Annotated in this window: 23 protein-coding genes; 9 read left to right on the top strand and 14 right to left on the bottom strand. The window is 59.1% G+C overall.

Annotated features, from left to right (window positions below; translation table 11 throughout):
• Positions 1-50 precede the first annotated feature (50 nt).
• The 4 genes from P8K07_12620 to P8K07_12605 are packed head-to-tail and all read left to right on the top strand — an operon-like array spanning position 51 to position 2,895.
• The gene (locus P8K07_12620; protein ID MDG1959358.1) at positions 51-812 is read left to right on the top strand and encodes an alpha/beta fold hydrolase; all 762 of its coding nucleotides are present in this window, start codon (positions 51-53) and stop codon (positions 810-812) included.
• Positions 809-1,216, top strand: coding sequence for a hypothetical protein (locus tag P8K07_12615; GenBank protein MDG1959357.1), 408 nt, complete (start codon positions 809-811; stop codon positions 1,214-1,216). Before P8K07_12620 ends, P8K07_12615 begins: the two co-directional genes overlap by 4 nt.
• Before the next feature lie 6 nt (positions 1,217-1,222).
• Entirely contained in the window at positions 1,223-1,447 is a 225-nt protein-coding gene (locus P8K07_12610) for a hypothetical protein (GenBank protein MDG1959356.1), read from the top strand.
• A complete protein-coding gene (locus tag P8K07_12605; GenBank protein MDG1959355.1) occupies positions 1,444-2,895 on the top strand; it encodes a sodium:solute symporter family protein in 1,452 nt (483 codons plus the stop codon). Before P8K07_12610 ends, P8K07_12605 begins: the two co-directional genes overlap by 4 nt.
• Here P8K07_12605 and nth read toward each other — a convergent pair.
• The 3 genes from nth to P8K07_12590 are packed head-to-tail and all read right to left on the bottom strand — an operon-like array spanning position 2,846 to position 5,797.
• Positions 2,846-3,508, bottom strand: a complete 663-nt coding sequence (gene nth, locus P8K07_12600) for an endonuclease III (GenBank protein MDG1959354.1) — start codon at positions 3,506-3,508, stop codon at positions 2,846-2,848. The two genes, P8K07_12605 and nth, sit on opposite strands and share 50 nt — an antisense overlap.
• Positions 3,505-5,034, bottom strand: a complete 1,530-nt coding sequence (locus tag P8K07_12595) for an ABC transporter permease/substrate-binding protein (protein MDG1959353.1) — start codon at positions 5,032-5,034, stop codon at positions 3,505-3,507. The genes nth and P8K07_12595 overlap by 4 nt, the downstream gene beginning before the upstream one ends.
• Positions 5,035-5,038: 4 nt before the next feature.
• The gene (locus tag P8K07_12590) at positions 5,039-5,797 is read right to left on the bottom strand and encodes an ATP-binding cassette domain-containing protein (protein ID MDG1959352.1); all 759 of its coding nucleotides are present in this window, start codon (positions 5,795-5,797) and stop codon (positions 5,039-5,041) included.
• A 225-nt stretch (positions 5,798-6,022) separates the two neighbouring features.
• On the opposite strand from P8K07_12590, the gene P8K07_12585 reads away from it, so the two are divergent.
• The gene (locus P8K07_12585; GenBank protein MDG1959351.1) at positions 6,023-7,843 is read left to right on the top strand and encodes an NAD(P)/FAD-dependent oxidoreductase; all 1,821 of its coding nucleotides are present in this window, start codon (positions 6,023-6,025) and stop codon (positions 7,841-7,843) included.
• A gap of 8 nt (positions 7,844-7,851) precedes the next feature.
• Here the strand turns inward: P8K07_12585 and P8K07_12580 are convergent, their stop codons facing one another.
• The 8 genes from P8K07_12580 to infC all read right to left on the bottom strand — a co-directional run bounded on the left by P8K07_12580 (position 7,852) and on the right by infC (position 16,670).
• Positions 7,852-11,112: an efflux RND transporter permease subunit gene (locus tag P8K07_12580; GenBank protein ID MDG1959350.1), complete on the bottom strand. Its 3,261-nt coding sequence runs from the start codon at positions 11,110-11,112 to the stop codon at positions 7,852-7,854.
• Positions 11,109-12,233 (bottom strand): efflux RND transporter periplasmic adaptor subunit, encoded by a 1,125-nt coding sequence (locus tag P8K07_12575; protein MDG1959349.1) that lies wholly within the window; start codon positions 12,231-12,233, stop codon positions 11,109-11,111. The genes P8K07_12580 and P8K07_12575 overlap by 4 nt, the downstream gene beginning before the upstream one ends.
• A complete protein-coding gene (locus P8K07_12570) occupies positions 12,230-13,666 on the bottom strand; it encodes a TolC family protein (GenBank protein ID MDG1959348.1) in 1,437 nt (478 codons plus the stop codon). The genes P8K07_12575 and P8K07_12570 overlap by 4 nt, the downstream gene beginning before the upstream one ends.
• Before the next feature lie 49 nt (positions 13,667-13,715).
• Complete coding sequence (locus P8K07_12565) at positions 13,716-13,841, bottom strand: CcmD family protein (GenBank protein MDG1959347.1); 126 nt, start codon at positions 13,839-13,841, stop codon at positions 13,716-13,718.
• The gene (ccsA, locus tag P8K07_12560) at positions 13,841-14,551 is read right to left on the bottom strand and encodes a cytochrome c biogenesis protein CcsA (GenBank protein MDG1959346.1); all 711 of its coding nucleotides are present in this window, start codon (positions 14,549-14,551) and stop codon (positions 13,841-13,843) included. The genes P8K07_12565 and ccsA overlap by 1 nt, the downstream gene beginning before the upstream one ends.
• Positions 14,535-15,194, bottom strand: a complete 660-nt coding sequence (locus tag P8K07_12555) for a heme exporter protein CcmB (GenBank protein ID MDG1959345.1) — start codon at positions 15,192-15,194, stop codon at positions 14,535-14,537. Before P8K07_12555 ends, ccsA begins: the two co-directional genes overlap by 17 nt.
• On the bottom strand, positions 15,194-15,913 hold the full coding sequence (gene ccmA / locus P8K07_12550; GenBank protein MDG1959344.1) for a heme ABC exporter ATP-binding protein CcmA: 720 nt from the start codon (positions 15,911-15,913) through the stop codon (positions 15,194-15,196). The genes P8K07_12555 and ccmA overlap by 1 nt, the downstream gene beginning before the upstream one ends.
• Before the next feature lie 136 nt (positions 15,914-16,049).
• Positions 16,050-16,670, bottom strand: coding sequence for a translation initiation factor IF-3 (gene infC, locus P8K07_12545; GenBank protein MDG1959343.1), 621 nt, complete (start codon positions 16,668-16,670; stop codon positions 16,050-16,052).
• Between the two features lie 233 nt (positions 16,671-16,903).
• On the opposite strand from infC, the gene P8K07_12540 reads away from it, so the two are divergent.
• Together P8K07_12540 and P8K07_12535 are read left to right on the top strand one after the other, a co-directional pair.
• Positions 16,904-17,575, top strand: coding sequence for a response regulator transcription factor (locus P8K07_12540; GenBank protein ID MDG1959342.1), 672 nt, complete (start codon positions 16,904-16,906; stop codon positions 17,573-17,575).
• Complete coding sequence (locus P8K07_12535; GenBank protein ID MDG1959341.1) at positions 17,572-18,921, top strand: ATP-binding protein; 1,350 nt, start codon at positions 17,572-17,574, stop codon at positions 18,919-18,921. The genes P8K07_12540 and P8K07_12535 overlap by 4 nt, the downstream gene beginning before the upstream one ends.
• 27 nt (positions 18,922-18,948) lie before the next feature.
• Here P8K07_12535 and msrA read toward each other — a convergent pair whose 3' ends face one another.
• The 3 genes from msrA to galE all read right to left on the bottom strand — a co-directional run bounded on the left by msrA (position 18,949) and on the right by galE (position 21,929).
• Positions 18,949-19,620: a peptide-methionine (S)-S-oxide reductase MsrA gene (gene msrA / locus P8K07_12530; GenBank protein MDG1959340.1), complete on the bottom strand. Its 672-nt coding sequence runs from the start codon at positions 19,618-19,620 to the stop codon at positions 18,949-18,951.
• 24 nt (positions 19,621-19,644) lie between these two features.
• Entirely contained in the window at positions 19,645-20,763 is a 1,119-nt protein-coding gene (locus P8K07_12525; protein MDG1959339.1) for a nitronate monooxygenase family protein, read from the bottom strand.
• A 197-nt stretch (positions 20,764-20,960) separates the two neighbouring features.
• Positions 20,961-21,929 (bottom strand): UDP-glucose 4-epimerase GalE, encoded by a 969-nt coding sequence (galE, locus tag P8K07_12520; protein MDG1959338.1) that lies wholly within the window; start codon positions 21,927-21,929, stop codon positions 20,961-20,963.
• A gap of 93 nt (positions 21,930-22,022) precedes the next feature.
• Between galE and P8K07_12515 the strand changes: the two genes are divergently transcribed.
• Both P8K07_12515 and P8K07_12510 read left to right on the top strand, forming a co-directional pair.
• A complete protein-coding gene (locus P8K07_12515; GenBank protein MDG1959337.1) occupies positions 22,023-22,541 on the top strand; it encodes a nuclear transport factor 2 family protein in 519 nt (172 codons plus the stop codon).
• On the top strand, positions 22,538-22,842 hold a 305-nt coding region (locus tag P8K07_12510), incomplete at its 3' end, for an LLM class flavin-dependent oxidoreductase (protein ID MDG1959336.1). The genes P8K07_12515 and P8K07_12510, both read left to right, overlap by 4 nt.

Raw genomic sequence — 22,842 nt, 5'->3', positions numbered from 1 at the left:
ATCATCGCAAGAACGAGACTTATTCAAAAGGATAACCTGAGAGGCAGACCATGGCTGAGGAGACTACAAAGATCGACGTAGGGGGACACGAGCTTCGCTACCGTTTGAGCGGGGAAGGGGATCGCACGATTATCCTCCTGCACGGGTTCGCCGAGACGATCGACGTCTGGAATGATATCGTCCCGGAACTTCAGTCCATGGGGCGTGTCCTGCTGCTGGAACTCCGCGCGCATGGTTGGTCGGGGTCGCCGAAGCCGCCTTATCAGTGGGAAGATCTCGCCGGCGATGTGCTCAAGGCGATGGATGGGCTCGATATTGCGGCCGCAGATATTGTCGGACACGGGTTGGGAGGTCTGGTTGCCTTGCACATCTCGAGGATTGATCGATCCCGCGTTTCCAGTCTGGTGGTCATCGGCGACGGGATGAACGCGACGCCTGCGCAGCAAACTCTTTTCAATGAGATCGTGAAATCGGGTCGAATGAATGGGCTTGAAGGGATCGCGCATGCTCTCTTCGGCCCGATCAGTCGAGAGAAAGTCGAAGGTCGACCGATGGATCTGACCGCCGTAGCTGCCTTGGTGCAACGACTGGCCGAGGAGACAGTCGCACCGACACTGGCGGCGGTCTCCACACGCACGCTTTGCCTCGCAGGCGAGAGGGATGTCTCCTGGCCGGAGCGAATGCAGGCGATTGCGAATGGAATCGAGGGCGCTGCAACGGCAAGCATCGCTGATGTCGGCGAGGTGCCACATGTGGCGAAGCCGGTAGAAACTGCAGCGGAGATCCGCAAATTCATCGAGGCTGCATCTTGAGATCTCTTCTTGCGCTGACACTCCTGGCCGGATTGCTTCTCTTCCCGGTTTCGGCAGAGGCTCGATCCAAGGGGGGCTGCATGCAGAAGCAACTGGCGACCGCGGTGCAGGGCACCAAAATGATGGTCCGATGCTACGGTCTTGCGGCTCGCAGCGGTGAGCCTATCGAAAATAGTTGTCTTGAGAAGGCCGTCAGGCGCATGAAGCTCACGTTTTCTCGTTTGTCGGGTGGTGGATGCGCAGCAGTTTCAAACGCCGATCAGATTGTCGCCGAGACGATCGGGTTCATGGATCGAGTCACGGCCTTGTTGCCTCTTGAGGACGACGCTGCCGCGTCGGCTCCCACTGCCAGCGCGGCGCCAGTCGCCGACGCAGCAGCTACGCCCGTGCCAGCTACCGAGTGACCCGGGATGAACACACGCAACTGGCGAACTCGGCTGCGGCGGTTTTTGTTTGTCTGCATTGCGGGGCTCTATATTCTCTCGGTGCCCTGGTACCGCCCTGCTGACTATCCGGTCGAGATCGTCTTCGGGCTCCCTGATTGGGTGGCGTATGCGGTCGCCTGCTATACAGGGGTCGCAATTTTGAATTCAATCGCCTGGATGTTGCAAGACCCCGAGGTTGAGGGATCATGAGCTTCGGTGAGCTGGGTGTCGTTGCTCTGGGGGGCTACCTTCTGGTCCTCGCAACCGTGGCCGAGATCGCCCGCCGCTCCCGGCAGGATGCTTCGCCCAGCGATCACTTTCTCGCGGGTAGAGATTTGGGCGTATTCGTTCTCTTTCTGACACTCTACGCAACTGCCTACAGCGGGAACTCGCTTCTCGGTTACCCGGGCCGCGCTTATCAGGCGGGATTCTCCTTTATCATGTCGACCGGATTCATGATGGCGATCATTGTCCTCTTTCATGCGATCGCTCCGCGACTCCGACCGATCGCCGCCGAGCATGGATTTGTGACGCCGGGGGACTGGGTTCGGCATCGTTTCCGCGATGATCCGGCCGGGCCGCTTTTGGCAACGGCGATCGGTATTCTGATGGTGATCGCACTGGCCAATTTCCTTCTCGCGCAACTGCAGGCGATGGGCACGATGACGAGTCGCGTGACCGAAGGTATCATTCCACACGAAGTCGGTGTCATCAGTCTGGCCCTGGTGATCCTTTTTTACGAAAGTCTGGGTGGAATGCGGGCAGTTGCCTGGACGGATGCCGGGCAGGGAATTCTGATGCTCTTTGGTTTGTCGGCACTCCTGTTCTGGTTGATGGGAGATGGTGGCGGTCTTTCCAATATTACGGAGCGCGTCGAGGCCCTGCGGCCGGGCGCTATCGCGATTCCGGATACGGAGACCTGCATCAATTGGTTCAGCACGGTCGCACTTCTCGGCCTCGGTAGTATTTTGTACCCCCAGGCGATTCAACGGATATTTGCAGCACGCAGTGGACGAGTCCTGCAGCGCTCCTTCGCCATCATGACCTTCATGCCGCTCACGACGACACTGGTCGTGACCTTGATCGGGTTTGCTGCAATTGCCCGGATCGATCCTGCTGCTGGTGTCGCCAGCGACGAAGTGATGCCCTACCTGCTGGGGGAATGGGCGACCGCAGGCGGTATCCCGATGTTTGCCGCGATTCTGGTGTTTGTGGGCGCCCTGGCAGCGATCATGTCGACAGCGGACTCTTGCCTGCTGTCGCTGGGCTCCCTCGCTGTTGGCGATATCCTCGGTCGCGATCGGAGCGATCCCGGGACAACAAAGATCGGCAAATGGCTCGCGGCGCTGGTTCTTTTTGCGATGGTTCCTTTCGCGATCCAAAGAGAGCTCACGTTATGGCGTCTGATCGAGTTGAAAATGGAGCTTTTGGTGCAATGCGTGCCGGCATTTCTGGTGGCGCTGCACTGGAGCCGTTTGCGAGCGTGGCCTACATTGATCGGACTTCTGCTTGGTACGGGGATCGCGGTGGGCGGGGCTCTCCTCGGCGCAAAGACGGTCTTCGGCGTCCACTCCGGCCTGCTGGGATTGGGCGTAAACCTGGTGGTGGCTACCTTGGGTTCGATCCGTTCTTCTCCTCGCGCATCCGCTTCTTCGTAGCGGCCCATCCGCAGATCGGACAATCTGCCAGAGAATGCCCTCGCGCGGGACAATGCTCGCGTCCGAAGTAAATGATTTGCAGGTGTAGTTTATTCCACGAATCTCGAGGAAACACTTTCTTCAGGTCTCGCTCGGTTTGCTCCACGTTACGACCGTTGGAAAGATTCCATCGCGCAGCCAGTCGGTGGATATGCGTGTCCACCGGGAAAGAAGGAACACCGAAGGCCTGCGCCATGACGACACTGGCTGTCTTATGACCGACGCCCGGTAGTTTTTCGAGAGCAACGAGGTCCGCGGGTACTTCGCCGTCGTGATGCTCGAGAAGAAGCTTGGCAAGTGCGTCGATATTTTTAGCCTTCCCGGGCGCCAGACCACACGAACGAATATGATGAAGGATTCGTGGTGCTCCGAGACGAGCCATTCGTATCGGGTCCGGGCCCTCTGCGAAGAGGGCCGGTGTCACGATATTGACTCGTGCATCGGTAGTTTGCGCGGAAAGCAGGACCGAGATCAGCAGCGTAAACGCGTCGGTATGGAGGAGTGGTACGGGCGGCTCAGGATAGTAGTCTTCAAGAATACGGTGGATACGACGAGCTTTTTCGAGTCGAGTCATGGGGTCGGAGGCAGGGAATTTTTACGGAAGGCGGCGGCAACGGCTCGCGGTTGCTTCTGTCCCTCGTCGACTTCGAAATTCATCGCACGCATTTCATCGGCATCAATCGCACCAATCAAGGGGCGCAGGGCACGGAGGACCTCGGGGTGTTCTCGCGCCACCCGAGCGCTCGCAAGAATGATGGCGTCGTAGGGTGGGATAGCATGGCGATCGTCTGTCAGAACGGTCAGGTCCAGCGCCGAGATACGGCCGTCGGTCGTATAGGCCGTGATCAGGTCGACGCCGCCGTGTGCAACGGCCTGATACATGAGAGAGGGATCCATCGGTCGGGTCTGAGCGAAGCGAATCCCGTAGGTTTCTTTCAGGGAGGGCCACTCCGCCCTCGAGAAGAATTCAAGGTCGCCTCCCAGCTTGAGCTGCGGAGCATAGGGGACAAGGTCGCTGATTGTTTTCACGCCAAGACGCTTTGCCTCTTTGCTTCGCATGGCGAGGGCATAGTTGTTCTGGAACCCGATCGCTCCCACATAGACTGCGTTCGTCTTGGTGGCGAGGTAGGCCTCGATAGCCTCGAGGGCTTCCTCGCGAGACCTTGGAGCATCTTTGCGCTTGAGCAGGCCGAGCCACAGGGTGCCCGAGTAATCGACGTAGACATCGATACTGCCGTCCAGCAGCGCCTCGTATGCCACGGTCGATCCGATAGACTCGAGCGTGTCGGTCGCGAGCCCGGTTTCCGTATGGATTTGTTCGGCAAGGATGCCCGCGAGGATATATTGCTCGGTGAACGGCTTCGCGGCCAGAGTGATGGGGCGCTCACCGCCGCGAATCCAGGGAAGAACAAGGCTGCCGATCGCAAAGATATAGAGCGCGGCCATCATCGCCAGCGTCGCCCAGCGTCGACGTCGATTTCCCGTGCGTATACTTTTCTCGAGGCTGCTCACCAGACCATCCAGCACCAGGGCCAAGCATGCGGCGGCAACCGAGCCGAGCAGGACGGACGCAAAATCGCGTGTCTGCAAGCCTCCAAAAATATAGTTTCCCAAGCTGGTAGCTCCCACGGGAGTGGAGAGCGTTGCGATCCCGACCGTCCAGACGGTGGCTGTGCGTACGCCGCCGACGATCACGGGCATGGCCAGCGGCAAGTCGACGAGCCGCAGTTGCTGCCAGGTCGTCATTCCGACACCTCGTGCAGCCTCTTTGTATGCGGGGTCTACTTCCTGCAGGCCAGTCACGGTATTTCGAAGAATCGGCAAGAGTCCATAGAGGGTCAAACCGATGATGGCCGGCAGAAACCCGATGCTGGGCAAGTTCAGCATCGCGAGCAGCGGCACCATCGCCGCAAGTAGTGCCAGACTGGGAATTGTCTGCACGACTCCGGCAAAACCCAGAACGATCGATTGTACGCGCGCCGCTCTGCTGGCTGCGATGCCCAGCGGAATACTGATCAGGGTGGCCGCGAGCAGTGCCAGTAGCGTTAGCTGGAGGTGCCCGGTCAGATAGTCGGGGAGGAGTTCGAGTAGATGCTCCATGCGCCTACCTGCCGAGCAGGGCCTCGACGGCGTCGGCTTGCCGACGCGGGGTATCCATCAACTCTCGGACGGTGTCGCTGGCTGGATTCTGGATGAGTTCGGTCGGCGTCCCGATCTGGATGAGAGCACCTTCCTTCATCACGGCAATCCGATCTCCGAGAAGAAGTGCTTCGGTCATATCGTGGGTGACGAAGATGGCGGTGAGATTCAGTTGGCGGTGAATCGAGCGAAAGGACGTCTGCATGCGATCGCGGGTCATTGGGTCCAGCGCGCCGAAGGGTTCATCGAGCAGCATCAATCGCGGGGAAGCTGCGAGCGCTCGGGCGACCCCCACGCGTTGTTGTTGCCCGCCGGAGATCTCTTCGGGGAGACGATCGCGCAAACGCTCCGGGTCGAGTTCTACCAACTCGAGAAGTTCGTCGACTCGGGAGCGAATCTTCGAATCGCCCCAGCCAAGAAGCTGCGGCGTGATCGCGATATTCTCGGCCAGCGTCATATGGGGGAAAAGACCGATTCGCTGGAAAACGTAGCCAATGCTGCGGCGTACCTCGTACGCTTCACGGCGGCGATGGTCCTCGCCGTCGATCCGGATCGTGCCGCTGGTTGGTTCGATGAGGCGGTTGATCATCTTGAGAGTCGTCGTTTTTCCGCACCCGGAACTCCCGAGCAGAACGAGCAGCTCGCCTTCCCGGACGGTCAGATCCAGTTCATCGACTACTTTTTTGCCGTCATAAACCTTGGTAATATTCTTTAGTTCAATCAACAGGCACAGCTTTTCAGACCCCGTGCGAGAGTGCCAACGGCTGCGCACGGCCAGGGGCAAGAAGCTCCCTCTCGGCCGGAAATTCTGGATCGTATGGATCAGGAGAAGTGCGGGTAGGAAGCTCAGCGGACCGGGTGGGAGCCCGGATTCGCCGTTGCTGCGGAATCTTCGTGCGATCGCCGTCGTAGTGAGGCATGGTACGAGGGACGAAAGAAGGACTTTTGAATGGCATCGACAGAAAACACGGAAAATAGCTCAGCCGAGGATCTCGGCTTCAATCCCGAGGCTTTGCGCGAAAAATATCGGCAGGAGCGCGACAAGCGGATTCGCACCGACGGGAATGAACAATATGTGGACGTAAGTGGTGAGTTTTCGTCCTATGTCGAAGATCCCTATATCGACGGAGCCGATACACGCGCGCCGCTCTCCGATGAAGTGGATGTCATCATTGTTGGCGGTGGCTTCGGAGGGTTATTGACGGCGGCGCATTTACGGCAGGCGGGCGTCGAAGATTTGCGCCTGATCGAGAAAGGCGGCGATGTCGGCGGTACCTGGTATTGGAATCGCTACCCGGGTGCGGCCTGTGATGTCGAATCCTACGTTTATCTGCCATTGCTCGAGGAAGTCGGCTACGTACCGAAGGAGAAGTACGCTCACGCTCCGGAAATTTTGCGCCACAGTCGCGCGATTGCCGAGAAATATGACCTCTATCGAAACGCGTGCTTCCAGACGGAAGTCACAGCCATGGATTGGGACGAGGAGACCAACCGTTGGATTGTTTCGACCAACCGTGGCGATCGCATGCGTGCTCGTTTCGTCTGCATGGCAAACGGCCCCTTGCACCGACCCAAACTGCCGGGCATCCCCGGTGTCTCTTCATTCAAGGGACATACTTTTCACACCAGTCGTTGGGATTACGCGTACACCGGCGGGGACTCCACGGGCAATCTGACCAAGCTGGCGGACAAGCGGGTCGGGATCATCGGCACCGGCGCGACTGCGATCCAATGCGTTCCGCATGTCGGAGCCGCAGCCAAGGAACTCTTCGTTTTCCAACGCACGCCCTCGTCAGTGGATATTCGCGATAATCGACCGACAGATTCTTCCTGGTCGGAGTCGCTGGAACCCGGCTGGCAGCAAGCGCGGATGGATAACTTCAACATTCTCGTATCCGGAGGCTGGCAACCGGAAGATCTGGTCAAGGACGGTTGGACGGATATCATTCGCAAGCTTCTCGTGATGGTCCAAAACGAGGAGAATGCAGACCTTTCACCGGCGGGTATTGCGAAGAAAATGGAACTCGCGGATTTCCAGAAAATGGAACAAATCCGTGACCGAGTGAACGAGATTGTCGAGGACGAGTCGACCGCCGAGGCATTGAAGCCGTGGTATCGCCAGTTCTGCAAGCGGCCCTGTTTCCATGATGATTATCTGGCGACCTTCAACCGGCCTTCAGTTAGTCTCGTGGATACGGCAGGCAAGGGGGTCGAGCGGATTACCGAGAACGCGGTGGTCGTAGATGGTGTCTCTTACGAGATAGATTGTCTGATTTACGCCACCGGATTTGAGGTGGGTACTTCCTACGTGCGGCGCTCGGGCTACGAGCTGCATGGCCGCGATGGTCTGAGCCTGTCCGACAAATGGGAGCAGGGAGTTCGCACATTGCATGGAATGCATAGCCGCGATTTCCCCAATTGTTTTATTCTCTCGAACACGCAGTCGGCGTTCACTGTCAACTTCCCGCACGCTCTGGCCGAGCAGGCCAAGCACCTCGCCTATATCGTGAACCATGCTCTGGCCAATGAGGTGACGCGCGTCGAGACGACGCGAGAAGCGGAAGATGCATGGGTCGAAACCATCATCAGTCTTGCTCGGGACGGCCAGAAGTTCCTCGAGGAATGCACCCCGGGCTATTATAATAACGAGGGCAAGCCCGGGGAGCGCAGCGGTCAGAATGGCCCCTATGGCGCTGGATCGGTGAAGTTCTTCGAATTGTTGCAGGCCTGGCGCGATGAGGGGAGCCTCGAGGGACTCGAACTCAGCTGAATGGCGCGTCAGCTCTGGCTGGTCTGATCGGCCTCGTCTGCGGCCTGAGCTTCGGCTAGAACGTCACGTCGCGAGAAAAATGCCGATTTGTCGAGGACGCCTACTTGAACGGCTTCCATCAGGAGGAAGGTGACCGGAGTCACGTAGAGCGTGAGTAGCTGGGAGAGCACCAGACCGCCGACGACCGTCAGTCCGAGCGGGATCCTGGAGGAGGCGTCTGCTCCGAGGCCAAGCGCGATCGGCATCGCGCCCATGATCGCCGCAACCGTTGTCATCAAGATGGGCCGGAAGCGATTCAAGGATGCTTCGTGGATGGCCGTGCGGGCATCTGCACCTGCTTCCTGCCTCTGGATTGCGAAGTCGACCATCATGATCCCGTTCTTTTTTACGATGCCGATCAGCATGAACATGCCCACAAACACGTAGAACGATACCGATGAGCCGAAGATCCAGAGCGTCAAAAGGCCGCCCACTGTCGCTGTGGGTAAGGAGAGCAGCACAGTCAGGGGGTGGATATAGCTTTCGTAAAGAATCCCCATAATCACGTACATCACGAAGATCGCGACAAAAAGCAGGAGAACGAGCTCTTCCCCAACGGCAGCGAATTCCTGTGCGCTTCCGGTGAGCCCGTGCGTGATATCGCCCGGAATGATTTCGGCTGCTTTTTGCTCCAGCCAATCGGTCGCATTCCCGAGGGGAACGCCCGGCGCTGTATCGAAATAGAGAGTCACCGAGGGGATGCCGCCGAAGTGCGAAATGCTCAGCGGGCCGGCGGTCAGGCTGCTCGTCGCCATCGCCTCGAACGGAATGAGGTTCGGCAGGTTGGAGGAGCCCTGAGGCGATCCTGAATCAATGAGAGAGGGTGGTGGTTGGAAGTACAGGTTGGCAAGGTTTTGCGGTTCCGAGCGAAAGTCGTCGGCCATCTCGACGATGACTTGGTATTGTTCGTTCGGATCCTTGATCAGGTAGGAGTAGTTTTGCGAGTAGGCGTTAAACATCACCTGAGCGAATTCGCCCGCGGAAACGCCTAGCGTGGACGCATAGTCGCGATCGATCGCCACGTTCAGCTCGGGCAGATCCATGAAGAGGCTCGACGAAACATCGGCAAAAAGGGCCCCCTTTTCTTTCTTCATGGCGGCGACAAGTTGCTCTGACACCGCAAAGAGTTTTTCCTCATCGAGTCCGGAAAGCAGATAGGCATATTGCCCCTGATTTGTGCTGACTCCCGAGCTGCCGCCAATATTCATGACCGGCTGCGGGCGTATCAGAGTCTGGACTCCCGGGAGGTCCCCCATCTTCGCGAGCAGCTCGGCGTTGACCACGTCGATCGGTGGGCGGGTTCGCGTCACCCCGTCGACTTCGTATTTCTCGTCCAGGTCGCGAAGGAATGCGATCACCATTCCTTGCGATTCGGAAAGGTATTGCGGAATTCCGGTGACAGTGACCACACGGGAGACAGCCGGGTTCTCGCGTAGAACACCATCGACCTGGGCCTGAAGCTTCTGGACTTCTTCGGGGGAGGTACTACTGCTGCTGATAAAGACGCCCTGGATAAAACCACTATCGCCAACAGGCATGAATTCGGAGGGTAGCGCGCGAAACAGGATGATGGTGCCGGCCATGCATGCGATCCAGATCGCAACCGATACCGGTTTGTAATCGAGGAACCAGTTCAGCGTGCGCCCATAAAAGCCGAGTACGCGCTTCTCGAGCCGATTGGCGAACGCCTCGAGCCTGGTTTCGTTCTCTTCATTGCGGGCCGCGAGCATGCGAGCGCACATCATGGGCGTCACGGTAAGAGAGATCAGGCCGCTGGCGAGGATTGCGATCATGATCGTGATCGAAAATTCCCGAAAGATCCGACCGATCAGGCCCGGCATGAAGACGAGCGGGATGAAGACTGCTGCAAGGGACAGCGTCATTGAAAGAATTGTGAAACTGATTTCCTTGGCACCTCGGACGGATGCTACCGGGGCTGTTTCGCCGTATTGCTGCATTCGTCGCACGGCGTTCTCGAGAAAAACAACAGCATCGTCGACCAGAAAACCGATGGCCAAAGTCAGAGCAAGAAGCGACAGGTTATCAAGACTGAATCCCAGCAGCGACATTGCGATGAGCGTGACGACAAAAGAAAGAGGCAGCGCGACACTTGGAATAATTGTGTCTCGAAAGCGACCGAGAAAAAGGAAAATCACGAGAACTACCAGCAGGAACGCAATCAGCAGGGTGGTCTGCACATCGTCTACTGAAGCAACAATGCTGGTAGCCTTGTTGTAGATCGGGACGATTTCGATCGACCCCGGGAGCAGTTGGCGAAGCAAGGGCAGCAATCCCAGTACTTCGGAAACGACCTCTACGGAGTTCGCCCCGTCGGCCTTGCTGACGCCAAGTACGACGGCGGCAAACCCGGCGGATGTGGCTCCTTCGGGCAGGCCTTCGTCGGCCCAGAAGTCCATATGGAAATACTGTTGTTGGATCCCGTCGACGGCATCCGCAATATCGCGGATCCGCACCACCTCGCCATTCTGCGTTGCGACGACAAGATTTCCGTAATCCTCTGCCGTCTCCAGTTGGGTTTCGGGGAGAAGCAGAAAGGCTTCTTTCTGCCCGCGCAGTTTTCCGGAGGCTGTGAGCATGGAGCCCTGTTGCACGACATCCGCAATTTCCGTGATGTCTATCCCCAACGCCCAGAGCTTCTCGGGATCGACCTGAATCCGCACGGCTCGCGGCGAGCCGTAGACCACGACATTCGAGACACCGGGGAGGATGTTCAGTCGTTGTGCAACCTGTGTGTAGGCGTAGTCATAGAGTTGAGATTCGGTGAGCGTAGTACTGGCGAGGCCGGCATAAAAAATCGGCAATTCATTCGGGTTATATTTTCGGTAGCTGGGAGGCGTCGGGAGGTCCGGGGGGAGTTGGGGCTGAGCGCGACTGATCGCACCTTCAATATCGGCAGCGGCCCCTGCACTGTCGCGGTCGAGATCGAAGACCAGAACGATTTGGGTGTTGCCGAAGGTGTTGTTGGAGATGAGCTGAGCAAGGCCCTGAATCTCCATCATCTGACGCTCGAGCGGGGTAGCCACGTTGTTGGCCATCACGGAGGGTTCGGCCCCCGGAAATTGTGCGTTGACGACAAAGACCGGATAGTCCACATCGGGCATATCGCTCACGGGCAAGGTGAGGTACGCGTAGATGCCGAAGAGTACTGCGGATAGTGCCACCAGAACGGTCGTGACGGGGCGGCGGATAAATGGTTCGGATAGGTTCACGAGGCCTTGTTCTTCCCTGGGGTCGGTGTCGGTGCCGTTTCGATTCGGACTTCCGCTTGATCACTCAGGAGAATGCGTCCGGTCGTAACCACCTCGACGCCTGCCTTCAGGCCCGTGAGGACGACGATATCCTTGCCTTGTGTCTGGCCCAGAGTCACAGATTGCTGCCGAACTTTTTTGTCTTCCTCGACCACAAAGACAAAGGGGCCGGCCTGACCAACTCCCACGCTGGACTGGGGAACCAGAATGGCTCCCGGGACCTGCTGGAGCAGGGTTCTGGTTTGCACGGGTTGGCCCGGCCAGAAATTCCCTGCAGAGTTATCGAGGGTCGCCCGGAGGGTGACCGTCCCGGTTTTGTCCGAAACCCGATTATCGACAATCGAGAGCAAGGCGGGTGCCGGAGGTGCCTTGCTTCCAAGCGCGCGCACCTCGATCGTCAATTGGCCTCCGGCCTTGGCAAGATGCTTCGTGAGCCGGCCGATGCTTGAGCCCGGAAGGCCGATATCGACCCACAGCGGATCATGTGACTCGATTGTGGTGAGGGTATCCGATCCTCCCATGGTGACGATATTTCCGACATCAGTTTGGTAGAGGCCGGCAATACCCGCGATTGGTGCGCGAACTTCGGTGAAGGCGAGATTGATTTCTGCCGTCGCGAGAGAACCTTGTGCGCTGAGGACGCTTCCCTCTGCCTCGGCAACCTCTGCGCCGAAGCGGTCGTATTGTTGCTTGGATACAAAATCTTTTTTGGCCAGATTGGCGTTACGCGCGAGCTCCAACTCTCGGACCGTGAGCTCAGCCACCGCTTGTTCCAGCCTGCCCGCGGCTTCCTGCAGGTTCGCTGTATATTTGCGCGGATCAATTCGGAAGAGAAGTTGCCCCTTTTCGACGCGACTGCCTTGTTCGAAGTGAGCGCTGAGTAGCTGCCCACTGACCTGGGGCGTAATATTGACTGCGTCGGAAGCAGCCAGTCGCCCCAAGGCATCGAGGTAGAGCGGTACGGTAGCGGTCCGACTGGTGGCGACCTCCACGGGAGTTCCCGGTTTGACCTGAGGTGGGCTATCGCCGCCGCAGGCAGAGATCAGTAGTATCAGCAGAGCAAGGGCAGGGAAGATTCTCATTTGTTGGTCTCCGGCAGCGGCTCACCGGGGAAAAGTGTTCCGGTGGCATGAGCGAGGTCGATGAGGCCTGTGGCGACATTGGCCTGCGCTCGAATATTCTCCTCGCGAGCACTCGCGAGGTCGGACTGAGCTGTGAGCAGATCCAGAATATCGCTGAGGCCGGCATCGTAGCTGGCCTTGGTGAGTTTCCAGGTCTCGTCGGCGGCTGAGAGCCCGGCGGCGCGCGCTCGCGCCTGCTCTATGGAGGAGCGGAACGCGTACCAGCTGGACCAGACAGACGATACGGTTTCGAGCTCGGCGGCACGTGCGGCTTCGGCGGCTTCCTGAGCTGCCATCTTCGACTCTTCCAATTGATAGTAATTTCGAAAGAGGTCGAAGACGTTCCAACGGAGCTCGGCAAACGCAGTTTGCTGCTGGCTGGGGTTGTTGGTGTACTTGCCCCAGGTCCAATCCGCATTATACGCCGCCACGATTTGCGGGAAGAGGAGGCTTTCGGTTGCGCGGGTTATCTCTTCGGCGGCGGCGAATTCGGCGTAGGAAGCCAGCAAGGATGGCTTGACGCGGAGTGCATGCGCGGTGGCCTCGTTTACCGTCTCGAGTAGAAAGATCTGATCCTCCGGAAGACTTGGCGGGTGGATCTGCAGTGCGCCTATTTCTTCGAGGCCGATGCTGGCCGCGAGGCTCGCGCGCGCTTCCTCGATCTGCGTGCGCGTTTCCGAGAGCTGAAAGCGCGCGTCTTCCAGCCGGGCCCTGGAGCGATAAACGTCCTGCACTGGAGCGAGGCCTGCCTCGAATTTCTCATCAGTGGCTTCGAGCGAAGCCTCGGCATCCTCGAGGCTTGCAGCAGCAGCTGTGGCCGACTCGGTTGCTGACCATAGGTCGTAATATTGCCGACTGACCCGGGCGACGGTGTCCTGCAGTTCCTGATTGAAACTGAAGTTGGCTGCATCGAGAGCTCGTGTCGCTGCGGCGACCGATGCTTCGCGACCAAAAAAGTCAAAGAGGAGGAGCCCCACCGAGGTCGACGGTCCCCAATTCACGATGCTGTAAGTTGGTTTTAGTTCAACTGTTTTATTGGCATCAATATCGATCCATCCGCCGCGAATATCGAGGGATCCTTCCGGCAGATAGAGCGCAAAGGTTTCCATGCGCTTTGCGGCAGCTCGCTTGGCGGTAAGCCAGGCCCGAGCGGTCGCCGGGTCGTTGGTGAGTCCGATATCAATGATCTGCGCGAGGTCGAGCGCCGTGTCGGCGGGAATTGCCTCCAGAGGATAGGCAGGAGCCTCCTGCGGTGCAGCGAGAACGGCTGCGGAGGGAGGAGTCCAGGGGGTACGCAGGTTCGGGGAGACGTGTCCTCGTGATGTCGGTCCACAACCAGTATTGCCGAGGATTAGAAAGCAGCTTGCGACAATGGAAAGCAGGGCATGTTTCATGCGCAGCTTGGCTCCTGGCTAAAGCCGTGATTCCACCCCGGCGCAGGGATCATTTCTTCAGATCTCGAAGTTCCTCTTCGAGACGATGGGCCTTGCGCCCGAGGGAAACGAGGTAGAAGAAAAAAGCGACCCAGATCGCACTGTACGCATATCCGAGAAAATCGATACCAGTCATCAGCGTTCTCCCTCCAAATGGAGTGTTTCGAGTTCATCATCGATGGCGGCGAAGCGTGCACGCAACGAGACCAGCCAAGTAAAGAGCAAGGCGAGTGCGACCCCTGTGATAACGAGGGTCCAGATCATGGTCGGATCCTTGAGGCCGGCTTCGGGGTCCTTGGAAATCACCACAGCGGGATGGACGCCGCGCCAGAGTCGAATTGCCAGAACAAGGATCGGGATATCCAAAACGCCGACGATGCCGAGCACGGCTGCATAGCGGGTGATTGTTTCATCCCCACGCCCCAGCCGGCGCAACATGATGTAGGCCGCATAGATGGCCCATAGGACGACGGACATGGTCAGCCGTGGATCCCAAGTCCACCAAACGCCCCAGATTGGTCGCGCCCAGATCGCTCCTGTCACCAGAACCAGAGTGGTGAAGAGCAGCCCGACCTCGGCATTGGCGAGTGCGAGTTGGTCGGCTCGAGCGCTGCCGGTTCTGAGATACCAGACGCTGGCGATCGCGACGAAAATGAAACCACCAAAGGCCATCCACGCGAGGTGGACATGAAAGTAGAAGATTCGCTGCGTGACGCCCTGAACTTTCTCGTTGGGAACAACGAAAAAAATCAGGATCACGGCGGCCAGCATGAAGCCGCCTGTCAGCAAGGGCAGTGCGAAATCTCGCCACGGATGAGAAACCCGAGTGTCAGTCTTCAAGGACATAATCGAAAAACAACCAGCCAGCTACGGCGAATACAAGGTCAAAAGCTCCGAGCAGCAGGAGCCACGATTGGACAGCCTCCAGGGGCTCGCCGGTCAACCCGGCGGTGGTGGTGCGAGCAGCGGCGATCAAAAGAGGCGCCAGGAGCGGAAAGGTCAACAGGGGCATCAAAACTTCGCGAGCTCGGGTGCCGCTCGCCATCGCCGAAAACAAGGTTCCGATGGCGGCAAATCCGATCAATCCCAGAATCAGGGAGGCGGGGAGCAGAAGGTTCGGCTGCAGATCGCGAGTGCCGAGCAGCAAGACCATCAAGGGGAGCAGCACAGCCGCCCCGACGAGAAGAACAACGAGATTGGCGAGTAATTTGCCCAGATAGATGGAGCCTCGATCGATCGGGCAAAGGGCCAGAGCAGTCCAGGCACCTGCTTCGCGCTCGAGGAGGAAGGATCGGTTCAGGGCAAGCGTGCCTGAGAAAAGCAGGGTTGCCCACAGAAGCCCCCCCAGAAATTCCGGCCCACGGAGACGGGAAGGCTCCAACGTAAAGGCAAAAACCAAAGTGATCAGAATCGACAGCAGGAGCATGGACGAGAGAATCTCGCCGGTACGCCACTCGATGCGGAGATCTTTGCGGAGAATCTGCCACATCAGGATGGTCGCCCCTGAATCGTCTGGCGATAGACCCGCTGCAGATCTTCGACCCCAGGCATTTCGGGCAATTCGCAGGCGAACGCACCCCGGTCCAGAATCACGCCCCGCGAGCAGAGTTCTGCGACTTCCGGCAGCGCGTGGCTGATCAGAAGAGTGGCCCCGCCATGGCGGGTGTGTTCCCCGAGAATTTCGCGAAGCAGACTGGCTCCGTTGTCATCGAGTCCGGTGAACGGTTCGTCGAGCAGGAGAATTGAAGGTTTGTGGAGCGTCGCTCGCGCGAGAGCCAGTCGCTGCAGCATGCCGCGCGAGAGTGTTCGCGTGGGTCGGTTTCCGACGTGGCTCAGACCGACACGATCGAGGCAAGCGCGGATGTCGATTTCCGGCAAGCGATAGAGCGATGCGAAGACTTCCAGATTCTCGCGCGGGTTCAGGTCACGATAGAGCATGCTCTCGTGGCCGAGAAACCCGATCCGCGAGCGGGCTCGGACACCCTTGTCGCCGTGTAGTGTCGAGCCGAAGATTTCGATCTTGCCGGAAGTGGGTCGCATGGTGCCCCCGAGAACGCGGAGCAGGGTGCTCTTCCCGGCCCCATTGCCTCCCATCAGCCCCAGACACTCTCCGGCGCGCAACTCGAGTGACAAGCCGTTCAGGATACGGCGCCCTCCGAAGGATTTGTGCAGCACTTCCGCACGAATCGCGAGATCGATTTCGGTCACGTCGACGAGTCTGACGGAGCGGCCTGCAAAGGTCCACTACCCGCCCCCGCCGGGCTTGGCGGACTCCGCAATGGATACGGCGATTGATTTCGTGCCGTACCCCCGCCAGCCCCTACTGGGTGCTCACTTCTCGTGGTCACTTCGCAGGGGGCGGCTCGGTCTTGGCTGCAGGCGTCGGCGCGACTGCGGGTCGCTCGATCTTGGCTTTACGTGCGCCGGGAGCCATCACCAGATGCATGATGCGCCCTTCGGTCCGCGGCGCCAATTCGACAAATCCGCACTCCACGAGATTCTCCGCGATATCGAGAAGTTTCTGCTTCCCGAGCGACTGGTGGGCCATCTCTCGGCCACGGAACCGGAGGGTGAATTTCACACGCTGACCATCTTCCAGAAATTCCTGAGCTTTTTTGGTCTGGCGAGCGATATCGTGAACATCGGTACCTGGCCGCACGCGCAATTCCTTGACCTGCGTGGTGTGCTGCTTTTTTTTCGCTTCGGCTTCTTTTTTCTGCTTGGCGTAGCGAAATTTGCCGTAGTCCATCATGCGGCACACCGGTGGTCGTGCCTTGGCAGCGACTTCAACCAGATCGAGGCCGGCCTCTTGTGCTCGTTGCAACGCTTCCTGCGTTTCCACGACGCCCAACTGCTCTCCGTCGACCCCTACAAGGCGAACCTCGGGGACCCGGATTTGCCGGTTGATACGATTGGATTCCTCGGGGCGTACCGGTACGAAGCGCCTACCGCGCGGTCTGTGCATGTTTCTCCTTCAATGAATACCTCAAGTTCTGTGAGGATTAACACGCCGCGGGGAGTGAACAAACTGAGAAAATTCGCGTATTTTGCGCCACGCTTTCAGGCGGGGGTGATCCGCGAAGCAGGAGAACGATGGACTCTGCCAAGTAGCTGTTTTTAAACGGGTTTTATTTGCAATCAGATTTCGGGATCAGCGGGCGGTTGCGAGCGAGGCGAGCATCGGCCAAAGCAAGGACTGTGCGGGTTTTGGTGATCGAGGATGATGCGGAGGCGGCCCAATTTGTCGCCAAGGGCCTCCGGGAAAGCGGCTGGACCGTCGATTTGGCAGGGGATGGAGCTCGCGGACTCGCGTTGGCCTTGAGTGGCCCTTTCGATGCATTGATCGTCGATCGCATGCTTCCCGAGATGGATGGATTGACGATTGTGGAAACCGTCAGGCGCACGGGCAGTGCGACGCCGGTTCTGATTCTGAGCGCCATGGATAGCGTCGACAATCGGGTGGAGGGGCTGCGTGCCGGGGGCGATGATTACCTGACCAAACCTTTTGCCTTCTCGGAGCTGCTGGCGCGGCTGGAGGCTCTGACGCGTCGAGGGCAACAGCCGCTGGCGGATACCACATTGAGAGTGGCAGATCTGGAAATGGACCTCCTGGCGCGTCGCGTGCGGCGGGGCGGGGAGACCCTGGATCTGAAACCGCGAGAGTTCAAAATTCTCGAAGTTCTGATGCGACATCCCGGCCAGGTGGTCACTCGAACCATGCTTCTGGAGAGTGTCTGGGACTATCAATTCGATCCGCAGACCAATGTGATTGATGTTCATATGAGTCGCCTGCGAAAAAAACTTGGTGGATCGCCCGACAGGCCGCTGCTTGAGACAGTTCGAGGCGCCGGTTACCGGTTGGGCGAATGAAGCCGTCTCGCAAGCGCAGCCTTATCTTCCGCTACGCACTCGTCTATACGCTGCTCTTTTGCGTCACGAGTCTTGCGATTCTCGGCTTTCTCTATTGGTCGACGTTCTCTCTGGACCAGGGACGCGTGGATGCTGAAATTTCGGCCGAAGCGGAGTTGTTACAGGAGAAATTCTCGCGCAAGGGCGTCGCCGAGATCAAGACGATTCTGGCGCGACGCAGCACCGATCGACCGGGGGGGAGCACCATCTATATGCTCGCTACCCAAAGGCTCGAATGGGTGGCGGGGAATCTGAGGGACTGGCCGGCCGGAGAGGCCGCGGGACAAGAGGTGGTGGAATTTCCGCTGGGGGAGAGCAGTGAGCTTGCGCGCGCTCGCGCTGTCGACCTGCCCGACGGGTTGCGCCTTTTGGTCGGGCGCAATTTGGGTGAAGTCGCCAAACTCCGTGATTTGATTGTGCAGGCGATGTTCGGCGCCTTCGGCCTGACGCTGGTTTTGGGCGTGGCTGGCGGGCTTTTCGTCGGTCGACGCGTGTCCTCGCGGCTGGAAAAGATCAACCAGAATAGTGTCGCGATTCTCGCCGGAGATTTCTCTCGGCGCATGCCGGTCGGTTCGGGTGGCGACGAATTCGATGATCTCTCGGAGAACCTCAACCGGATGCTCGACCGTATCGAGGGTCTGATGGAGGGAATGCGATCGGTGTCGGACGAGATCGCCCACGATCTCCGCAGCCCGATCTCGCGGCTCAAAAGCCGGATCGAGGTCGCATTATTGACCGAAGATGATCCTGGCTCCTACCGCCAGGTTCTTCAGGAAACGGTGGTCGAAGCGGATCGGATCCTGTCCATCTTCAATGCGCTGCTAGCCATTACGCTGGCGGAATCCGGTGCCGAGAGAGAGCGCTTTCAGGATGTCGATCTCGACGATATGGCCGGCGATGTGGTCGATACCTACGAGCCTCTGGCGACCGAGACGGGTTTGCAGCTGGTTCGCGACTCGACGGGGCAGGCACTGGTTCGCGGCGAGCCTCATTTGTTGGCACAGGCTCTCGCGAACTTGCTCGATAATGCGATAAAATATGTGCCCTCCGGAGGTCGAATTCAGATTCGTCTGGTGCGCACGGAAGATTCCCAGACCCTGATGGTTCAGGACGATGGACCCGGCATGGCAGAAGATTTTCGCGATCGTGCCTTCGAGCGTTTCAGCCGCGCCGATGGCAGCCGCACCGAGCCCGGCAGCGGGCTTGGATTGTCACTGGTCCGCGCAGTGGCTCACCTTCATGGTGGTGAGGTGACTTTGGAAGATGCGGAACCCGGACTTCGCGTTTCCCTGATTTTACCGCTCTAGATCGCCGGCGTCGGAAATGTTCCTGCGCTAGCTTCCCGGGCAGACCACGCCGGTGCCGCCGAGTCCGCAATAACCTGCCGGATTCTTGGCGAGATACTGCTGGTGGTAATCCTCGGCATAGTAGAAAGGGCCCGATCCGAGAATTTCGGTCGTAATAGCCTCCATGCCCACGGCTCGGAGTGCGGTCGCGTACCGGTCTCGGGAGGCAACCGCGGCTACTTGTTGGGCATCGCTGGTTGTATAGATGCCCGAGCGGTACTGAGTGCCCATATCGTTTCCCTGGCGCATACCTTGGGTGGGGTCATGGCCTTCCCAAAACGCTTTGAGCAGATCTTCGAGAGACGTCTTTGCCGGATCAAAGACGACCAATACCACCTCGTTATGACCGGTACGGCCCGAGCAGACTTCCTCATAGGTGGGATTGGGTGTGTGCCCGGCCGCGTAGCCCACGGCCGTGGTATGGACGCCTTCAATTGTCCAGAAGCATTTTTCGGCACCCCAAAAACAACCCAGCCCGACCACGATCTGCTCGAGGCCTTCGGGAAAAGGCGGTTGGATATCGGTTCCCAAAACGAAGTGCTTGCCAGCCACCGGTATGGCCTCGTCCCGCCCGGGCAGGGCTTCGTTTGCCGCGGGCAGGCTGAGCTTTTCGCTCGGCATGGTCAGCCTGCCAAACAGGCGTGAAAGACGATCTTCCATCGAGGTTCTCCCCGCGATTCGCGACTATTTGGGTTGCAGGCTGTCGAGACGGTCCACAGCACCGAGGTATTCCTCGGAAAGGCGCTGCATTACCCGACGCACGGACTCGCTCTCGTTGATCATGCCGACGACCTGACCAACCGGGTTGAAGGCGACGGGCTGGGCGACCTCGGCATATTGGTGCGAGCGCCTGATGGACTCCATGGTGACCATGCCCTGGAGGGGCATCCCGAGCGGGTCGGGATTCTCGGGGTTCTCCCATGCCTCGGTCCATTCGTTTTTCAGCATGCGGCAGGGCTTGCCGGTAAAGGAACGCGAGCGCACAGTGTCGCGACTCGAAGCACTGAAATAACTTTCCTTCTGCGCGGGGGGTGCTTCTGCTTCTTCTACGGCAAGCCAGAGCGAGCCGCTCCAGACGCCGGCGGCGCCGAGTGCCATGGCTGCTGCAATCTGGCGGCCGGTGCCGATGCCGCCGGCGGCCAGTACAGGAGTGGGCGCTACGGCGTCGATGACCTGTGGCCAGAGAACAAGGCTTCCGACCTCGCCGGTATGTCCGCCACCCTCGGTGCCCTGAGCGATAATGATATCGATACCGGCTTCCTTATGCTTGAGCGCCTGCCGCGGGCTACCGCAGAGGGCGGCGACCAGCCGCCCGGCGTTCTGGCATTGTTCGATGACATCTTCGGGAGGGGTGCCAAGTGCGTTGGCGATGAGTTTGACGTTGGGGTGACGTAAGGCCTCGTCGACTTGAGGGGCCGCCGTCACCGCCGTCCATCCAAGGAGTTCGTGGTGCTTGTCTTCTGCGGGGAGCTCCGGCACGCCATGGTCGGCAAAGACCTTCTTGGCAAAGGTGCGGTGCTGATCAGGGATCATCGAGCGAAGTTGCTCTTCGAGTTTTTCAGGATCGACCTGGTCCATGCCCTCGTATTTGCCCGGGATCACGATATCGACGCCATAAGGCTTGTCGCCGATACGTTCGTCGATCCAATCGCATTCCACCTTCAGCTGTTCCGGGGTGAATCCGACCGCACCCAGGACGCCGATACCACCGGCCTTGCTCACTGCGACAACGACGTCACGGCAGTGGGTGAAAGCGAAAATGGGGAGGTCGATACCGAGACGTTCACAAAGATCTGTATGCACAAATTTCTCCTTCGAAAGACGATTGTCCCTACATTACCTCTAACAGGGATTCCGCGGAATGGGAGAAGGGCCGATCCAGGTAATTTTTTCTGCGTCCAGTAGCGCCACGGCCGAGCTTGCGAGGCCCGCCGGGTGCGCCACCCTCGGCGACTTCGAGGCGCCACCCTCGGCGATCTGTGCGCGCCTCCACGAAAGCGTCAGCGTTTTTGGCGCCATTGGAGCGTATGCCGGACGCTGTCGACCAGGGATGGGTAGGTTGGCGACCAATCGAGAATCTTGTTGGCTTTCTCGGGGGCTGCAACCAGACTGGGTGGATCACCGGCCCGCCGGGGTCCGATGTTGTGGGGAACAGGGTGTCCGGTCACCTCTTCTACTGCCGCCAGAACCTGACGGACGCTGGCACCTGTTCCCGTACCCAGATTGCAGGCGAAACTCACGGTATCGCCGCAGAGTTTCTCGAGCGCGAGGCGATGGGCTTCGACGAGATCCCAGACGTGAATATAGTCGCGGATGGCGGTGCCATCGGGTGTGGCATAGTCGTCGCCGAATACTTCCAATGGCGGGCGCTTGCCGAGCGCGGCATCAATGGCCAGAGGAATCAGATGCGTCTCGGGGTCGTGCTCCTCGCCCAATTCGCCTTCGGGGTCGCAACCGGCAACGTTGAAATAGCGCAAGGCGGCCCATCGCAGACCGTGGCAGGTTCCGTACCAGCGCAACATTTGCTCGACCATGAGTTTGGTCTCGCCATAGGGGCTGACCGGATTCTGCTGAGTCGCCTCGGAGATCGGGTCCTCCTGCGGGATGCCGTAGGTCGCGCACGTCGAGGAAAAGACAATCTTGTCGATGCCTTGTTGGCGCATGGCCTCAAGCAGGTTCAGCGTGCCATGCACATTGTTCTCGAAGTAGAGCTCCGGCGCAGCCATGGATTCACCCACAGCCGCCAGTGCAGCGAAATGGATGACGGCATCGACCGGATGTTCCTGGAGGGCTGCCCGGATGGCCGCCCCGTCGCGCAGGTCCGCATCGATCAGGGGACCAAATCGCACCGCCTCGCGATGGCCGCGGGATAGATTGTCGAGCACGACGACCTCATGGCCCGCTCTTTTCAGGAGCTTGGCACAATGGCTACCGACGTAGCCGGCGCCGCCGGTAACAAGAATCCGCATACTCAGGACTATTGCCTTATGGAGAGGGTGGTCGGCAAGTGCGGGTGGATGGACGCTGGAGACTGGCGGTGCGGAAGACTAGAGGAAGCTTGCATGCCATCTCTCGAAGAACGAATTGCCAGCCTGGAGACCCGCCTGGATGCGGCCGAGAGCACGTTGGCGATCGAGCGCCTCAAGGCGGAGTACGCCGCCCGTGTCGATTCCCGCCACGCGCATATTTCCGCTGGGGCACCGGACCCCGCCCACGTATCGGAAATGGCCGCTCGGGTGGCCGAGTTGTTTACCGAAGATGCGGTTTGGGATGGCGGACGCTCTCTGGGTGTGGCGCGCGGTCGAGCCGCGATCCAGGACCGTCTGGCAAATCCGACGGTCCGATGGGCCTGGCATTTCTTTCTCAAGCCCCGGATCAGGGTGCGGGGAGATTTTGCCGAGGGTACCTGGGATCTCTTTTCTCCCTGTACACTGCAGGACGGATCGCAGCGCTGGATGGTCGGCGTGGAGAACGACACCTACCATCGTGTTGATGGCGTCTGGTTGCATGCATCCATGCAGTTGGAAACAGTGATGCTGGCCTCGTTCGAGAAGGGTTGGTCGGGAGGAGTTTCGCAATGAAGCTGGGAGTTACAATTCATGCAACGGACCTGACCATGGATCTGGTTGCGTTGACGCGTGCGGCCGAGGAGCGCGGCTTCTACTCGATCTATATCCCCGAGCATACCCACATCCCGACAAGCCGCCGTACCCCGGCGCCTACGGGCGAGGCCGAGCTGGCCGAGGAATACAAGCGCAGCCTGGATCCTTATATCGCGCTTGCGGCCGCCGCTGCCATGACGGAAAAAATTCGTCTTGGGACGGGCATCGGTTTGCCCGCGCAGCACGACCCGATCACCTTTGCCAAGCAACTCGCGACTCT

Source organism: Candidatus Binatia bacterium (genome assembly GCA_029248525.1).
GTDB lineage: Bacteria > Desulfobacterota > Binatia > UBA12015 > UBA12015 > UBA12015.
This window is presented reverse-complemented; position numbering and strand designations above follow the sequence as displayed.

Coding starts and splice junctions, on each gene's coding strand:
- P8K07_12515 (MDG1959337.1), top strand. CDS start 22,023: ATGCCATCTCTCGAAGAACGAATTGCCAGCCTGGAGACCCGCCTGGAT.
- ccsA (MDG1959346.1), bottom strand. CDS start 14,551: ATGTCCTTGAAGACTGACACTCGGGTTTCTCATCCGTGGCGAGATTTC.
- P8K07_12595 (MDG1959353.1), bottom strand. CDS start 5,034: ATGGAGCATCTACTCGAACTCCTCCCCGACTATCTGACCGGGCACCTC.
- P8K07_12575 (MDG1959349.1), bottom strand. CDS start 12,233: ATGAGAATCTTCCCTGCCCTTGCTCTGCTGATACTACTGATCTCTGCC.
- nth (MDG1959354.1), bottom strand. CDS start 3,508: ATGACTCGACTCGAAAAAGCTCGTCGTATCCACCGTATTCTTGAAGAC.
- P8K07_12565 (MDG1959347.1), bottom strand. CDS start 13,841: ATGACTGGTATCGATTTTCTCGGATATGCGTACAGTGCGATCTGGGTC.
- P8K07_12610 (MDG1959356.1), top strand. CDS start 1,223: ATGAACACACGCAACTGGCGAACTCGGCTGCGGCGGTTTTTGTTTGTC.
- P8K07_12585 (MDG1959351.1), top strand. CDS start 6,023: ATGGCATCGACAGAAAACACGGAAAATAGCTCAGCCGAGGATCTCGGC.
- infC (MDG1959343.1), bottom strand. CDS start 16,670: ATGCACAGACCGCGCGGTAGGCGCTTCGTACCGGTACGCCCCGAGGAA.
- P8K07_12555 (MDG1959345.1), bottom strand. CDS start 15,194: ATGTGGCAGATTCTCCGCAAAGATCTCCGCATCGAGTGGCGTACCGGC.
- P8K07_12620 (MDG1959358.1), top strand. CDS start 51: ATGGCTGAGGAGACTACAAAGATCGACGTAGGGGGACACGAGCTTCGC.
- msrA (MDG1959340.1), bottom strand. CDS start 19,620: ATGGAAGATCGTCTTTCACGCCTGTTTGGCAGGCTGACCATGCCGAGC.
- galE (MDG1959338.1), bottom strand. CDS start 21,929: ATGCGGATTCTTGTTACCGGCGGCGCCGGCTACGTCGGTAGCCATTGT.
- P8K07_12605 (MDG1959355.1), top strand. CDS start 1,444: ATGAGCTTCGGTGAGCTGGGTGTCGTTGCTCTGGGGGGCTACCTTCTG.
- P8K07_12570 (MDG1959348.1), bottom strand. CDS start 13,666: ATGAAACATGCCCTGCTTTCCATTGTCGCAAGCTGCTTTCTAATCCTC.
- P8K07_12535 (MDG1959341.1), top strand. CDS start 17,572: ATGAAGCCGTCTCGCAAGCGCAGCCTTATCTTCCGCTACGCACTCGTC.